Raw genomic sequence first — 15,239 nt, 5'->3', positions numbered from 1 at the left:
GTCCTACTGGTCTTGAACCAGATGTGTTTGCAGAAGTTTCCGGCAACCCGTCGCCGGAGATCGTCGCCTGCTCAGCCTGCAAGGTGCGAGGTCTTCGCATTTGCTACTCGCCCTGGGCCGCCCACCATCGCAGGACTCGCCGCAGGGACGTCCTCGCAGGCTCGATGGATGGATTCACGGCGCGTCCCGCAAGCGGTGAGGATGCCGCGCACTTAAGGTCTTTGCGTTTGCTGCAGAGCCCTGCCCGCCCACCATCGCAGGACACGCTGCAACTACATCCACGTCAGCTCCGTGGCGTCATCCATGCCGCCACCGGTCCCGCGCCGATGGGCGGGCAAGGACCAGTTGAGTTGGTCGTTCTGCACGGCTTTCAAAAGCCGCAGGAACTCGCTCAACCGCTCTGTGGCGCCTGCGCTGCTGAGCGCTGCGTCTGCTCCGCCAAACCGATCGGCGTCAGCACCGCAAACTGCCGCTCGCCGCGCGCTTCCACGCGCACCCAATCCGGACCCGGTTGACCGTCCAGGTTTGCGGCCCCCAACCAGGCAAGCGTGCGCAGCAGCACGCTCATGCGCACGCCCAGATGCTTGCATAGCCGCGCCAGCGACACGCCATCGGGCGCGTCGGCAAGCACATGCAGCAGCTGCACGGTCAGCTGTGGATCAGCGGACAAGCACCGCTCCGATATCGCGCGATGCCGCATCGGCGGTTTCGGCGCGGTGCGGCAGCACGATCACCGGAATCGACTTGGAAGTCGGCGTACGCGCCTCGTCGGCGAAACTGGACAACGGCACCAGCGCGTTGGTTTCCGGGTAGTACGCGGCCAGGCAGCCACGCGGGATGTTGTAGTCCACCAACAGGAAACGCCGCGCCTCGCGGCGCACACCGTCCTCGCACAGGCTTTCCAGGTCCACCCAATCGCCCGCCTTCATGTTCAGCGCCGCGATATCCGCGCCATTGATGAACAGCACGCGGCGCTCGCCGAACACGCCGCGATAGCGGTCGTCCAACCCATAAATGGTGGTGTTGTACTGATCGTGCGAACGCGTGGTGGCCAGCGTAAACACCATCTGCTCGGCGTGGCTGCGGCGCGCGCGGTGGATGGGGTTGTCGGTGGGCACCGCGTGCGGCTTGAACACCGCGCGTTGTTCCGGCGTCACCCACTGGCGATCGCGCGCGGTGTTCGACAGACGGAACCCACCCGGCGTACGCACGCGCTCGTTGAACCCGGCAAAATCCGGGAACACCTGTGCGATGAGATCGCGCACGCGGTCGTAATCGCCCACCAGCCAGCGCCAGCGGATCGCACTGCGCGCGCCCAATGTCGCTTCGGCCATGCGCGCCACGATCGCCGGTTCCGATAGCAGGTCCGGCGAGGCCGGCGGATTGATGCCGGCCGACAGGTGCACCATGCTCATCGAATCTTCCACCGTCACGCCTTGCGAGCCGGCGTCCTGGATATCGATCTCGGTGCGCCCCAGGCACGGCAGGATCAACGCATCGCGCCCATGCACCAGGTGGCTGCGATTGAGCTTGGTGGTGACATGCACGGTCAATTCGCAATTGCGCAACGCGCGGTGCGTGGCATCGGTATCCGGCGTGGCGGCAGCGAAATTGCCGCCCATCGCGAAGAACACCTTGCCGCGCCCATCCAGCATCGCCTCGATGGCGCCGACGGTGTCGAACCCGTCTGCGCGTGGCGGGGCGAAGCCGAATACCGACTGCAGCTTGTCCAGGAACGCGGCCGGCGGCTTCTCGTAGATCATCATCGTACGGTCGCCCTGCACGTTGCTGTGCCCGCGCACCGGGCAGACGCCCGCGCCGGGCCGGCCCAGGTTGCCGCGCAGCAGCAGCAGGTTGGTGATCATGTGGATGGTCGCCACCGAATGCTTGTGCTGGGTGATGCCCATGCCCCAGCACGCGATCACGCGCTCGGCATTGAGATAGATCTCGCCGGCCTTGCGCAACGCGGTTTCGTCCAGCCCGGATTCTTCGACGATGGTGTCCCAGCGTTCCGCATGCACGTCGGCAGCGAACGCGTCGAAATTGGCGGTATGCGCCTGGATGAACTCCAGGTCCAGCAAGCGCGACGTGCCATCGCGCTGCGCCTGCGCATCGCGCTCGAGCACATGCTTGATGATGCCCTTCACCGCCGCCAGGTCGCCGCCGATTTTCAGCTGGAAATAATCCGAAGCGATGCGCGTGGAGCCGTTGTGCAACATCTCCAGCTTGTCCTGCGGGTCGGCGAATTTTTCCAGCCCGCGCTCGCGCAGCGGGTTGAACGCGGCAATCGCCGCACCGCGCTTGGACGCCTGCCGCAACTCGCCCAGCATGCGCGGATGATTGGTGCCCGGGTTCTGCCCGAAGATGAAGATGGCGTCGGCCAGTTCGAAATCGTGCAGCGACACCGTGCCCTTGCCCACGCCGATCTGCGACCGCAGCGCGGTGCCGGAGGGCTCGTGGCACATGTTGGAGCAATCGGGGAAGTTGTTGGTGCCGAACTCGCGCACGAACAACTGATACAGGAACGCGGCCTCGTTGCTAGTGCGCCCGGAGGTGTAGAAGATCGCCTCATCCGGCGTCGCCAGGCCATTGAGATGCCGCGCGATCTGCGCAAACGCATCGTCCCAGCTCACCGGCACGTAGTGGTCGGTGGCCGCGTCGTAGCGCATCGGGTGGGTCAGGCGACCCTGCCCTTCCAGCCAGTAATCGCTGTATTGCGACAGCAGGCTGACGGTGTGCGAGGCGAACAGCTCCGGCCCGGCACGGCGTGCGGTGGACTCGGCCGCAACGGCCTTGGCGCCGTTTTCGCAGAATTCGAACGTGGAGGTGTGGTCGCGATCCGGCCAGGCACAACCGGGGCAGTCGAAGCCGTCCGGCTGGTTGGCGTGCAGCAGCGTCTTGGCGCCCTGCACGGCGATGTCCTGTTCCATCAGGTGCTTGGCCACCGAGCGCAATGCGCCCCAGCCGCCCGCGGGATTGTCGTACTGCTTGATGGTTTTCTTGCTCATGCGGGCTCTCCCACGGCAACGCCCAGATCCAGGCGCTGCGGATGGCTGTAAACGACACAATCGTGATCGCGGGCAAACCCGATCAGGGTCAGTCCCGCACTCTCGGCCAGGCTGATCGCCAGCGCAGTTGGCGCCGAAATCGCTGCGAGCAGCGGAATCCGGGCCTGCGCGGCTTTCATGGCCATTTCGTAACTGGCGCGGCTGGTGACCACCGCGAACCCGTGCGATGCATCGATGCGCGCGTGCGCCAATGCACCGATCAATTTATCCAGCGCGTTATGCCGGCCCACGTCTTCGCGGACCAGCTGCACATTGCCCTGCGCATCGGCCCAACCGGCCGCGTGCACGGCGCCGGTCTGCGCGGCGATGGGCTGCCGTGCATGCAGCGCATCCAGCGCATGCGCCAAGGCATCCACGTCGATCTGCAGGGACGATTGCAGCACCGGCGGCACACGCAGTACCGCTTCGATGGACTCGTTGCCGCACACCCCGCAACCGCTGCGCCCGTCCAGATTGCGCCGCCGCTGGTCCAACGCGGCTGCCCGCTCGGGCGGGATTTCGATCTGCAACGAAGCGCCTTCCAGAAACGTCTCCACCGCGACCACGCGCAAGTCCTGCGCGTGATCGACGATGCCTTCGCTCAACGAGAACCCGAGTGCGAAATCCTCCAGATCCTCCGGCGTGGCCATCATCACCGCGAATGGCACGCCGTTGTAGATGAAGGCGACCGGCATTTCGGCCGCCACCATGTCCTGCACCGTGGCACTGCGGCCGCCGCGATGGCGACGGACCGTGCGTACCACACTGCCGGGACGCACGGCGCGGGAAGACGGACTGGTCATCTCACCTCAATGGAACAGCACGAAGGCTTTTTGCAGCGTGACCCAGATACCGAACAGCATCGGGATACCCACCGCCAGCCAGGCAAACGCGACCAACGCGGGGTTGCCGCCATGACCGATGCGCGCCAACTGCTCCGGCGGAATCACGCCATGCCCGGTGCGGTCGACCTTCTCGTGCGCCAGCTGCTTTTCGCGTGCCAGTTCGTCGGGCGTCATGAAGTGACGTGCGGCCACCGGGCGCACCAACAGGTTGCAGATCAGGCCAAGCACGAGCATGCAGGCAAGGATGTACATGGTGGTGTTGTAGACCTGTGACGGCGGGCTGCCGTGCGCCAGCTGGTACTCGCGCATGTAACCCACCACCACCGGACCCAGGATGCCGGCGGTCGCCCAGGCCGTTAGCAGCCGGCCGTGGATGGCACCGACCATCTGGGTACCGAACAGGTCGGCCAGGTACGCCGGAATGGTGGCGAAGCCGCCGCCGTACATCGACAGGATGATGCAGAAAATGCCCGCAAACAGCGCGATGCCGCCGATACCGCCAGCCGACGGCGCCGCTGCATACAGGCAGATGCCCAGCACGAAGAACAGCGTGTAGGTGTTCTTGCGGCCGAGCTTGTCGGACATGCTGGCCCAGAAGAACCGGCCACCGATGTTGAACAGGCTGAGCAGACCGGTGAAACCGGCCGCGATGGCGGCGATGCTGGCCAGCTGGGTCGGATCCAGGCTGGCGAAGCCCACATCCACGCCGATCAGACGGCCGCCGAACACTTCCTGCAGCATCGGCGAGGACATGCCGATCACGCCGATACCGGCCGAGACGTTCAGGCACAGCACGCCCCACAGCAGCCAGAACTGGGGGATGCCCCAGACCTTTTTCACGTGCACATGGTTGGCGGTGATCATGGCATTGCTGCTGGCCACCGGAGCGGTCCAGCCGGCCGGGGTCCAGCCACTCGGCGGCACGCGGTAACCGAACGCGCCGGCCATCATGAAGACGAAGTACAGCGCCGCCATCACCAGGAAGGTTTCCATCACGCCCACCGAGGTGGGGGTCGCGAAATGGCGCATCAGCGCATCGGCCAACGGGCTGCCGATCATCGCGCCGCCGCCAAAGCCCATGATCGCCATGCCGGTCGCCATGCCGCGACGGTCCGGGAACCACTTGATCAAGGTCGACACCGGGGAGATGTAGCCCAGGCCCAGACCGATACCGCCGATCACGCCCGAACCCAGCCACAGCATCCAGATCTGATGGAAGTGGATGCCGGCTGCCGAGATCACCAGGCCGCCGCACCAGCACAGCGCCGAGACCACGCCGGCCTTGCGCGGGCCGGCCCGTTCCAGCCAGCCGCCCCAGATCGCTGCCGAGCAGCCCAGCAACACGAAGAACAGCGTGTACATCCACTGCAATTCGCTGATCTTCCAGTCGCAGGTGGTGGCCACCATGCGCGCGAACAGGCCCATCTCGGCCGGGCACGCGATCGACTCGGTGATGCCCAGCGCCTTGGACAACGGCAGCCAGAACACGCTGAAGCCGTAGGCCATGCCGATGCACAGGTGGATCGCCAATGCTGCCGGCGGTACCAACCAACGATTGAACCCCGGCCGCGCAATGATGCGCTCCTTGGACAGTAAACCGGCGTCTGCGCCGCTGGCTGTCGCCACGGTGGACCCTTGCGTCATTCTCATTTCCCCCAAAAAACCAACGATGAACTGCGAAAGCACAGCTGACAGGACTACCACCAACGCCTCGCGGGCGATGGCGACGTCCTGTCGGCCGTTCCGAATACGATTGATAGCTGCAATCAAATAACGCGTTGCGATACGGGCAGCGACACCGACCAGGCCCAACTGGCGGTCGTCTGGCGCATCATCGGCGATCCGTGCCTGTTTGCAATGCTCGCCAGCGCCCTGCTGTGTTGCAAAGCGCCGCCACCACCCATGCCGCGTAAGCGTGCCTTGGTGTTAGCGGCCGCAGCTGCGACTAATTGACTAGTCTGTCTGCACTTCGCCAACCGCGTCGCGAAACCGTTCCCGCCGCACCGGCTGCACGCGCAGCGCTGTGGTGGGTGCTGGCGTCGTCCGCTCCCTGCCCCGTCTACCGGAGTACGCACGACGCGCCGGCCGTTCCCATGCGCGTGCCGGCATCTCAGGTGACGGACGAGGTGCCGGCTGCGTACAGTCGAGCGATCCTGCACGATGGAGCCTGCCATGCCCCACCACCTTCCCAGCGATACCGCCGATGCGCTGCAGGCACCGACGCAGCTGGATGCTTTCTGGATGCCGTTCACCGCCAATCGCCAGTTCAAGGCACGGCCGCGCCTGCTGGCCTCGGCGCAGGACATGTATTACCGCGATGTGCACGGCCGCCAGATCCTGGACGGCACGGCAGGCCTGTGGTGCTGCAATGCCGGACATAGCCGGGCGCGCATCGTGGCAGCCATCCGCGAACAGGCCGGCACGCTGGATTTCGCGCCGACCTTCCAGATGGGCTCGCCGCTGCCCTTCGTGCTGGCGCAGCGGCTGGCCGCGATCGCCCCACCGGGCTTGGGCCATGTGTTCTTCACCAACTCCGGCTCGGAAGCGGTGGATAGCGCGATGAAGATCGCGCTGGCCTATCACCGGCTGCGCGGCGAAGGCCAGCGCACCCGTTTCATCGGCCGCGAGAAGGCCTACCACGGTGTCGGGTTCGGCGGCATGTCGATCGGCGGGCTGCCCAACAACCGCAAATGGTTCGGCCCGCTGCTGGCCGGCACAGATCATCTGCGGCACACGCTGGATCTGCAGCGCAACGCCTATGCGCGTGGTTTGCCCGCACACGGCGCGGAGCTGGCCGACGATCTGGAGCGGCTGATCGCCTTGCACGATGCGTCCACCATCGCCGCGGTGTTCGTCGAACCGGTGTCCGGTTCGGCCGGCGTGATCCTGCCGCCGGAGGGCTACCTGCAGCGCTTGCGCGCCATCTGCGACCGCCACGGCATCGTGCTGGTGTTCGATGAGGTGATCACCGGTTTCGGCCGCGTGGGCAATGCATTCGCTGCGCAGCGCTTCGGCGTCACCCCGGACATCATCACCGCCGCCAAGGGCCTGACCAGCGGCACCGTGCCGATGGGCGCGGTGCTGGTGGCCGATGCGATCTTTGATGCCTTCATGCACGGGCCGCAAAACGCGATCGAGCTCTTTCACGGCTATACCTATTCCGGCCACCCGCTGGCCTGTGCAGCGGCGATTGCCACGCTGGACACCTATGCCGAGGAAGAGCTGTTCACGCGCGCGATCACGCTTGGCCCGCAGTGGGAAGACGCACTGCACAGCCTGCGCGGCTCGCCGCATGTGATCGACATCCGCAACATCGGCCTGATCGGCGCGATCGAGCTGGCACCACGCGACGGCGCCCCAGGCGCGCGCGGTTACGACGTCTTCGAGCGCTGTTTCCACGAGGGCGGCCTGCTGGTGCGCGTCACCGGCGATGTCATCGCACTGTCACCGCCGCTGATCGTCACCCCAGCGCAGATCGTGCAGATGGTGGAGACACTGGGCAAGATTCTTCGCCAGGTGGACTAGGCGCGGCTGGCCATCGGCGACGACCGCAACCTGCGCTGGCAACGGGCTCCCGCGTGTCACGCATGCAGGCACCCGTCAAGCGCGCAAAGCCGGGGCAGGCTCACTACAATGCCCGCCCCGCATCCCAGCAGTTGCCGTATGAACATCGTTGTCAAAGAAGAACTCAAGGCCTATATCGACCCGCTGACGCCCGACGAGCACGAGGCCCTGGAACGCAGCCTGCTGGCCGAAGGCTGCCGCGATGCCTTGGTGTTGTGGGGCGATGTGCTGGTGGATGGCCACAACCGCTACGGTATCTGCCAGAAACACGGTCTGCCGTTCCAAACGGTACAGAACCCGCGCTTCCAGTCCATGCAGGATGTACACCTGTGGATGATCGAGCAGCACCTGGGCCGGCGCAGCGTGTCCGACTTCCAGCGTGGCGTACTGGCGTTGCGCAAGCGCGAGATCCTGGCCGCACGCCAACGCAGCCAGCGCGACGCCGACGCCGCTGCCGAAGCGCCGGCCGTGGCTGGCGACCAGCACGACACTGGCCTGGAGCAGAGCAGCGCGCACGCTGCTGACGACACCGACAGCCCACCGTGGGACGAGACCTCTACCCCGGTCAGCCGTGCCGAGCTGGCCCGCGAAGCACGCCTGAGCAGCAACCAGGTGGTGATGATCGAACGCATCCACAAGCAGGCCGCGCCGGAAGTGGTGCAGGCGGTCAAGGCGGGCGAGATTTCGATCAGCGCCGCCGCTGCGGTGGCCACGCTGTCCGAAGACGAACAACGCGCCGCCGCGCAGGCCGGCAAGGCCGAGCTCAAACAGGCCGCCAAGCGCGTACGCGATGCCAAGCGCAAACCCAAGGCCGACGAGGCCGAAGGTGGCGAAGCCGAACGCCGCGACATCAAGGCCCTGCAGCGCCGCGTCACCGAACTGGAAAACGAAAACACCGCCCTGCAATCGAAGGTGACCGCACTGCAGGCGCAGCTCGAACGCCTGCGCGGCTGAGCGCGCACCCGACAGTCGACAGCAGCACGCAGGAGCGCACCCGGGCGCGACCGGCATTGCCGATAAAGCCCGTCGCGCCCGGGTGCGCTCCTATGACGGCAACAGCGCTGGGTCGCCCCAACCCAAGCGCAGCCGGAGCACAGGGCACGCAAGACGCGGCCACCAACCTGCGCGAGCGCTGGCGGCACCTGCCGTGGACATGCCCTGGTCAAACGACTGGGTACACTTCACCGATGGAACCAAGTCCCAGCACTCCCCGTCCGATCGATCCCCGTCGTGCCCAGTTGCAGCGCATGAAGCTATTGGCGGTGGCCTTGTTGCTGGCGATGTTCGCCGGCTTCGTCGTCAGCCACCTGATGGGCGAACACGGCATCTGGGCCTGGGTGTCGGCCTTCTGCGAAGCGGCCACGGTGGGCGCATTGGCCGACTGGTTCGCCGTGGTGGCGCTCTTCCGCCACCCGATGGGCCTGCCGATTCCGCACACCGCCATCCTGCCGCGTGGCAAGGAACGGCTGGCCGATGGGCTGGCAGTGTTCGTGCGCGACCAGTTCCTCGCCCCGGATGCATTGATGGAAAAACTGCGGGTATTCGATCCCGCCAGCCGGTTGGGCGATTGGCTGGCCAAACCAGAGCAGGCACGCATGCTGGCGCAGATGACGCGCGGCTGGATGCTGCAGGCGCTGGAACTGCTCGACGAGGCAGCCGTCCGCCGCGCGATTCAAGGCTTCGTGGTCGACCGCCTGCGCAAATGGAACGCCGCCGCCACCATCGGCGATGTCATGGCCCTGCTCACCACCGACGGCCGCCACCAAAAACTGCTGGATGAAGTGTTGCTGCGGCTGGGCGAATGGCTGGACCAGGAGCAGGTCAAGACGCGCGCGTCTGCATTGATCGTGCGTTACGCGCGCCGCGAATGGCCCAAGCTGGTCGGCACCGTGAATTGGGTCAAGCCGATCGAAGAGATCGGCGACAGCCTGGCCGACCGCATGGCGCGTGCGGCGATCGAAGAACTGCAGGACATCCTCAAAACACCCGAGCACCCAATCAGGCTCGACTACGAAGCGTGGCTGCAGGGCTACATCACGCGCTTGCGCGACGAACCGGAAATGGCCGTGCGCGTGGAAGAACTGAAGCAACGCGCCATCGAACATCCGGCACTGCAGGACTATGTGCAAGGGTTATGGGGCGAAATTCGCGACGCACTGCGCAATGACCTGGCGCGCGAGCAATCGTCGATGGCCGCGCACGTGGAGCGTTCCATGCAATCGCTCGGCCGGGCCTTGTCGCAGGATCCCTCGCTGCGTGAGGCGCTCAATCAACATATGTTGCAAGCTGCCGACAAACTTACCGCGCGCTTGCGCACATCGGTCACCGACCATATTGCATCGACGATGAAAAGTTGGGACGAACGTCACCTCGTCGAACAATTGGAATTGGGGGTGGGACGCGATCTGCAATACATTCGGTTCAATGGAACCTTGGTCGGTGGACTGATCGGACTGATTCTTCACGCGTTGTCGATCTGGCTGTCGTTTTGATGCGGAAACGTCGATCGCCCATCCGAGCCGACGTGCAGGCTTAGGGGACTGCACACAGCCGTCGGATGTCGGGCGGTACCACGAGGTCGACGCAGGTCGGCCAGCACTCTGGGCACGTAACAGGCAAGGCGAAGGAACGAACATGCCGAAGGGCCGCTGGGATTTGCGCAGGACATACGGGCGTCGCGCATTCTTCGGTGCACTGCTGATCCTGAGCGCCGGCCTGGTTGCCGCGATCGTCACCGGCGTGTGGCTGCAACGGCAGAACGAGCTCGAGCGCCAGCAACGGTTCGACTACGTCGTGCGTACGCTGGCGCGCAACATCAGCGAGCGCATGTCCACCTTCGAGCATGGCTTGCGCGGCGCGCGCGGTGCGGTAATCGGCGCAGGCAGCGGCATCATCAGTCGAGAACGCTTCACCTTGTACAGCCGCTCGCGGGATTATCCACGCGAGTTTCCCGGGGTGCTGGGGTACGGCTATATCCATCGGGTCGCCCCGGCCGACGAGGCCGCATTTCTGCAGGCCGCGCGTGCCGATGGTGCGCCGGACATCCATCGCCGGCCGTTGGCGCCGTGGGATGGCGAGCGTTACATGGTGCTGTATTTCGAGCCGGAATCCTCGGGCAACCGCCCGCTCGGCATCGATATCGCCTCCGAGCCGCGCCGGCGCGCCGCCGCCCTGCAGGCCGCACGCAGCGGCGAGCCGGTCATGACCTCGCCGATCTCGCTGTCCGGCTACCGCGTTCCCAACGAAAGCGGCTTTCTGGTGCTGTTGGCGGTCTATCGGGAGGGCATGCCGCTGCAGACGCCGCAACAGCGCATGCTCGCCACCAGCGGCTGGGTGTATGCGCCTTTCAGCGTCGAGCAGATGGTGCGAAGCGCATTGGGCGAGCGCGACGACGTGGCGCTGGACCTGTCCGACCGCAACGAGCCCACCCACAATTTCTACCGCAGCGGCACGCCCGCCAGCGACAGCGCGCTGCGCCCGCCGGTGGTGCGGCTGTTGCCGATCTACGGCCGCACCTGGGTCATCACCGCCCACCCCACCGCCGGCTTCGTCGCATCGCTCAACCAGAGTTCGCCCTGGTTGATCGGCGGGCTGGTGATGGGTGCCGCGGTCCTGTTTGCCGCCCTGCTGGTGCTGTATTTCAGCAACGGGCTGCGCCGCGAGGAAGTGCTGCGCAAGCAGATGGAGCTGGCCGCGCTGGTCAGCCATTCCAGCGAAGCCATCGTCGCCGAAACCCCGGATGGACGTATCACGCACTGGAACCCGGCCGCCGAGGCGATGTTCGGTTACACGGCCGAGGAGGCGATCGATCAGGACCTGACCATGCTGCTGTCGCCGCAGCCGTATGCGATGCCGGAGGTCGACCATGCCGATGCGGCACTGGCGGGCAACGCATCGGCGGCGCAGACCATGCGCCATCGCGACGGGCATCAGGTGCATGTGCTGGCCAGCAAGGCGCCGATCATCGAAAGCGAAGGCACGCTCAGCGGCCATTCGCATTTCTTCCGCGACATCTCCGACCGCGTGCGCTCGCATCAACGCATCATCGACCTCAATGCATCGCTCGAACACCAGGTCGCCGAACGCACCAGCGAGTTGGTGAAGTTCTCGGTGCTGCAACGCGCGATCCTGGCGCACGCCGGCTACGCCATCATCGCCACCGATTCCAGCGGCTTCGTCACGCTGTTCAATCCGGCCGCGGAAAAGCTGTTGGGCTACAGCGCGGCAGAGGTGATCGGGCGACGCAAGGCCAGCCAGTTCGTCGAGCAAGAGGAACTGCAGGAGCGCGCGCACATGCTGGCCGAACAGACCGGTACGCCGGTGGCGCAGACGCTGGAAGCGATCGCCGCGCTCACCAGCCTGGGTCGCAGCGACACCAGCGAGTGGACCTACGTCAGTCATGACGGACGCCGCCTGCCGGTGCTGCTGACCTTGAGCACCCTGCGCGACGACCACGACCAGGTGATCGGCTATCTCGGCGTGGCGGTGGATCTCACCGAGCAAAAGCTGCACGAAAAACAGCTGCGTCTGGCAATGGATGCGGCCAAGAGCGCCAACCAGTCCAAGTCCGATTTCCTGGCCAACATGAGCCACGAAATCCGCACGCCGATGAACGCCATCCTGGGCATGCTGTACCTGCTTCAGCGCAGCGAACTGCCCGGCGCCGCGCAGGACATGGTCGCCAAGATCGATCGCTCCGCGCGCACGTTGCTGGAAATCATCAACGACATTCTCGACTTTTCCAAGATCGAGGCCGGGCGTATCGACCTGGAATGCGCGCCGTTCGATCTGAACCAGCTGTTCGATAACATCGCCGACCTGATGCGGTCCTCGCTCAGCGCCAAACCGGTGGAAATGATCGTAGAACCCCTGCCACGCGACAGTCGTTGGCTGCTGGGCGATGCGCTGCGCATCAACCAGGTGTTGGTCAACCTGGTCGGCAATGCGATCAAGTTCACCGAACAGGGCGAAGTGGTGCTGTCGGTACGCCGCTTCCCCAGCGGCGACCCCAACAAGTTCAAGCTGCTGTTTTCGGTCCGCGATACCGGCATCGGTATTTCCAAGGAAAAGCAGAGCGTGATCTTCTCGCCGTTCCTGCAGGCCGACACGTCCACCAGTCGGCGTTACGGCGGCAGCGGCCTGGGTTTGACCATCAGCCGACGCCTGGTCGAACTGATGGGCGGCGAACTGGAAGTAGAAAGCGTGCCCGGCCGCGGCAGCGAATTCTATTTCGTGGTGACGCTGGAAAAATCCGCGCCACCGCAGGCGCAGCGCGAATTGCCGGCCTTGCCGCCGGAAGCGATGCCGCGCGTGCTGATCGCCGACGACCACGATGCAGCGCTCAACAACCTGGTGCGCATCGCGACCGAACTTGGCTGGCGCGTGGATGCGGTGGCCAGTGGACACGCCGCATTGCAGGCCATCGAACACGCGACAGAGCCCTACGATATTTTCCTGCTCGACTGGCGCATGCCCGATATCGACGGGGTGGCCATCGCACGCCAGATCCGTGCACGCGCCACGCCTGGCCCGCATCCGGTCATCGTGATGGTCACCGCCTACGAGCGCCGCCTGCTGGAGCAGCATCCCGAGCAGCAGGATCTGGATGCGGTGATGACCAAGCCGGTGACCGGCGCGGCCTTGCACCGGCTGGTCGAACAACTGCTAGAGCAACGCCCGGGTGCCCGCCCTGCCACGCCGACATTCGTTGCGCGACGCCTGGAGGGCGAGCACCTGCTGCTGGTGGACGACAGCGACATCAATTGCGAAGTCGCCCAGCGCATTCTGGAGGGCGAAGGTGCCATGGTCACCGTCGCTCACGATGGCGAGCAAGCGGTGAGCACGCTCAAACGCGCGCCCAATCTGTTCCACCTGGTACTGATGGATGTGCAGATGCCGGTGGTGGACGGTTACGAGGCCACGCGCCGGTTGCGCCAGATCCCGGCGCTGGCCAGCCTGCCGGTGATCGCACTGACTGCCGGCGCATTCCGCCCGCAGCAGGAAAAAGCGCTGGAAGCAGGCATGAACGGCTTTATCGCCAAGCCATTCAACGTCGAAGAACTGGTCACTGCCATTCGTCATTTCTTGCAGCCGGGCACGCGGCGCATTCCATCGCTTCCGCACGAGGCGCAGGCGCACGCCGGTCCCGAATGGGAATACAGCGACCCGCAACTGCTGGACGCCGCCGGCGCGCGCAGCCTGTGGCGCGAGCGCGAACCCTACGCGCGCTATCTGATCAAGCTGCTGCGCGACAACCCGGACCCGGCCGAGGTAGCCGCCGAGCATCTGCGACGCAACGAACTGCCGGCCATCGGCGCGATGGCGCACAAGCTGCGTGGCGCGGCCGGCTCGCTTGCGCTGCCGGCCCTGGCCGGTGCAGCCGGCGATCTGGAGACGCGTATCGAGGAAGGACACGACATCACCGCGTCGCTGAGTGCGTTGAAGGACGTCATGCAGCGCACCGCCGACGCGATCCGGGCATTTTTGCAGCATGGCGATAGCGACGTTGCCGCCGACGAGGATGGCGCTGCGTTGGATGCAGACAGCGTGCAGATCCTGACATCGGCCTTTGCCAGCGACGATGCCGACCGGATCGACCATGCGCTGTTGATCTGCGCGCCACGCCTACCGCGCGCACTGCAGGAAGCCTTGCAACGCGCGGTCGAAGATTTCGACTTCCGCCGCGCCGAAACCACGTTGCGCGAGTGGCAGACCACCCACCCGCACTAATCGCGCTCCCCGAGCATCTGGCAAGGATCCCCCATGCCGTCCCGCCCCCTGCTGTGTGTCGACGACGAGTCCAGCAACCTGGCCACCCTGCGCCAGCTGCTGCGCGATGACTTCGCGCTGGTATTCGCCAAATCCGGCGCCGAAGCCCTGGATGCGGTGACACGCCACACGCCCAAGTTGATCCTGCTGGACGTCGAATTGCCGGACATGGGCGGCTATGCGGTGGCGCGCGCGCTCAAGCAGCAGCCATCCAGCAACGCCATCCCCATCCTGTTCGTGACCTCGCGCAACAGCGAACACGACGAACGCCTCGGGCTGGAAGCGGGCGCGGCCGATTACGTCAGCAAGCCCTACTCGCCTGCGCTCCTCAAGGCACGCATCGGTACCCAGTTGAAGCTGGCCGAAAACGCACGTCTTGCCCAGCAATACCGCGAGGCGATCCATCTGCTCGGCACCGCCGGCCAGGGCCAGGACGCCGACACCGGCGCGCATATCTGGCGCATGGCGGTGTATGCGCGTGTCCTGGCCGAAGCGGTGGGCTGGTCGCCGCAACAGGCGCAGACCCTGCAGGACGCCGCCCCGTTGCACGATGCCGGCAAGATCGCGGTGCCCGGCAGCATCCTGCAAAAGCCCGATTCGCTGGACGAACACGAACGCTCGGTGGTGCGTCAGCACCCGCAAGCCGGCCATGATCTGTTGCGCCACGGCCGCGGTCCGGTGTTTCAGCTGGCAGCGGAAATCGCGCTGCATCACCACGAATGCTGGGACGGCAGCGGCTATCCCCAGGGGTTGTCCGGCGAGGCGATTCCCGAATCGGCACGCATCGTGGCGGTGGCCGACGTCTTCGATGCGCTCTGCGGGCGACGCGCCTACAAAGCGCCCTGGACGGTGGAAGACGCCCTGCGCAAGCTCGACAGCATGGCGGGCAAACAACTGGAACCGCGCCTGGTGCAGCACTTCCACGAAGCGTTGCCGCAGATTCTGCAGATCAAGGACGCTTGGGAGAGGCCTGCGGCTGAGCGCTGATTCGGGCAGCTAAGGAAGGTCTGAACAA

At 65.6% G+C, this 15,239-nt stretch carries 10 protein-coding genes; 6 read left to right on the top strand and 4 right to left on the bottom strand.

Annotation, left to right across the window (positions count from 1 at the left end; all coding sequences use genetic code 11):
- Window positions 1-391 precede the first annotated feature (391 nt).
- The 4 genes from ACCQ03_RS05890 to ACCQ03_RS05875 are packed head-to-tail and all read right to left on the bottom strand — an operon-like array spanning window position 392 to window position 5,536.
- The gene (locus ACCQ03_RS05890) at window positions 392-670 is read right to left on the bottom strand and encodes a hypothetical protein (RefSeq protein WP_057677889.1); all 279 of its coding nucleotides are present in this window, start codon (window positions 668-670) and stop codon (window positions 392-394) included.
- A complete protein-coding gene (locus tag ACCQ03_RS05885) occupies window positions 660-3,008 on the bottom strand; it encodes an FdhF/YdeP family oxidoreductase (protein WP_209227583.1) in 2,349 nt (782 codons plus the stop codon). Before ACCQ03_RS05885 ends, ACCQ03_RS05890 begins: the two co-directional genes overlap by 11 nt.
- The gene (fdhD, locus tag ACCQ03_RS05880) at window positions 3,005-3,850 is read right to left on the bottom strand and encodes a formate dehydrogenase accessory sulfurtransferase FdhD (protein WP_057677887.1); all 846 of its coding nucleotides are present in this window, start codon (window positions 3,848-3,850) and stop codon (window positions 3,005-3,007) included. Before fdhD ends, ACCQ03_RS05885 begins: the two co-directional genes overlap by 4 nt.
- 6 nt (window positions 3,851-3,856) lie before the next feature.
- Window positions 3,857-5,536: an OFA family MFS transporter gene (locus tag ACCQ03_RS05875; protein WP_057677886.1), complete on the bottom strand. Its 1,680-nt coding sequence runs from the start codon at window positions 5,534-5,536 to the stop codon at window positions 3,857-3,859.
- A 126-nt stretch (window positions 5,537-5,662) separates the two neighbouring features.
- Between ACCQ03_RS05875 and ACCQ03_RS05870 the strand changes: the two genes are divergently transcribed.
- From ACCQ03_RS05870 to ACCQ03_RS05845, 6 genes are all read left to right on the top strand, one after another.
- Entirely contained in the window at window positions 5,663-5,845 is a 183-nt protein-coding gene (locus tag ACCQ03_RS05870; protein WP_081023025.1) for a hypothetical protein, read from the top strand.
- A gap of 207 nt (window positions 5,846-6,052) precedes the next feature.
- Window positions 6,053-7,417, top strand: coding sequence for an omega-aminotransferase AptA (gene aptA, locus ACCQ03_RS05865; protein WP_170922317.1), 1,365 nt, complete (start codon window positions 6,053-6,055; stop codon window positions 7,415-7,417).
- Between the two features lie 138 nt (window positions 7,418-7,555).
- On the top strand, window positions 7,556-8,410 hold the full coding sequence (locus ACCQ03_RS05860) for a hypothetical protein (RefSeq protein ID WP_017156201.1): 855 nt from the start codon (window positions 7,556-7,558) through the stop codon (window positions 8,408-8,410).
- Window positions 8,411-8,643: 233 nt separating this feature from the next.
- On the top strand, window positions 8,644-9,948 hold the full coding sequence (locus tag ACCQ03_RS05855) for a DUF445 domain-containing protein (protein WP_017156202.1): 1,305 nt from the start codon (window positions 8,644-8,646) through the stop codon (window positions 9,946-9,948).
- A gap of 142 nt (window positions 9,949-10,090) precedes the next feature.
- Entirely contained in the window at window positions 10,091-14,185 is a 4,095-nt protein-coding gene (locus ACCQ03_RS05850) for a CHASE domain-containing hybrid sensor histidine kinase/response regulator (RefSeq protein ID WP_209227582.1), read from the top strand.
- Between the two features lie 33 nt (window positions 14,186-14,218).
- The gene (locus ACCQ03_RS05845; protein WP_209227580.1) at window positions 14,219-15,211 is read left to right on the top strand and encodes an HD-GYP domain-containing protein; all 993 of its coding nucleotides are present in this window, start codon (window positions 14,219-14,221) and stop codon (window positions 15,209-15,211) included.
- Window positions 15,212-15,239 lie beyond the last annotated feature (28 nt).

It is taken from the genome of Xanthomonas sp. NCPPB 3569 (genome assembly GCF_041475645.2).
Taxonomy (GTDB): domain Bacteria; phylum Pseudomonadota; class Gammaproteobacteria; order Xanthomonadales; family Xanthomonadaceae; genus Xanthomonas; species Xanthomonas phaseoli.
The sequence above is the reverse complement of the archived record's forward strand: the minus strand, read 5'-3'. Positions and strand labels throughout refer to the sequence as shown.

What these genes read in the sequence shown, in the direction of transcription:
- ACCQ03_RS05885 (WP_209227583.1), bottom strand. Translation starts at nt 3,008, where the DNA reads ATGAGCAAGAAAACCATCAAGCAGTACGACAATCCCGCGGGCGGCTGG.
- fdhD (WP_057677887.1), bottom strand. Translation starts at nt 3,850, where the DNA reads ATGACCAGTCCGTCTTCCCGCGCCGTGCGTCCCGGCAGTGTGGTACGC.
- ACCQ03_RS05875 (WP_057677886.1), bottom strand. Translation starts at nt 5,536, where the DNA reads ATGACGCAAGGGTCCACCGTGGCGACAGCCAGCGGCGCAGACGCCGGT.
- aptA (WP_170922317.1), top strand. Translation starts at nt 6,053, where the DNA reads ATGGAGCCTGCCATGCCCCACCACCTTCCCAGCGATACCGCCGATGCG.
- ACCQ03_RS05860 (WP_017156201.1), top strand. Translation starts at nt 7,556, where the DNA reads ATGAACATCGTTGTCAAAGAAGAACTCAAGGCCTATATCGACCCGCTG.
- ACCQ03_RS05855 (WP_017156202.1), top strand. Translation starts at nt 8,644, where the DNA reads ATGGAACCAAGTCCCAGCACTCCCCGTCCGATCGATCCCCGTCGTGCC.
- ACCQ03_RS05850 (WP_209227582.1), top strand. Translation starts at nt 10,091, where the DNA reads ATGCCGAAGGGCCGCTGGGATTTGCGCAGGACATACGGGCGTCGCGCA.
- ACCQ03_RS05845 (WP_209227580.1), top strand. Translation starts at nt 14,219, where the DNA reads ATGCCGTCCCGCCCCCTGCTGTGTGTCGACGACGAGTCCAGCAACCTG.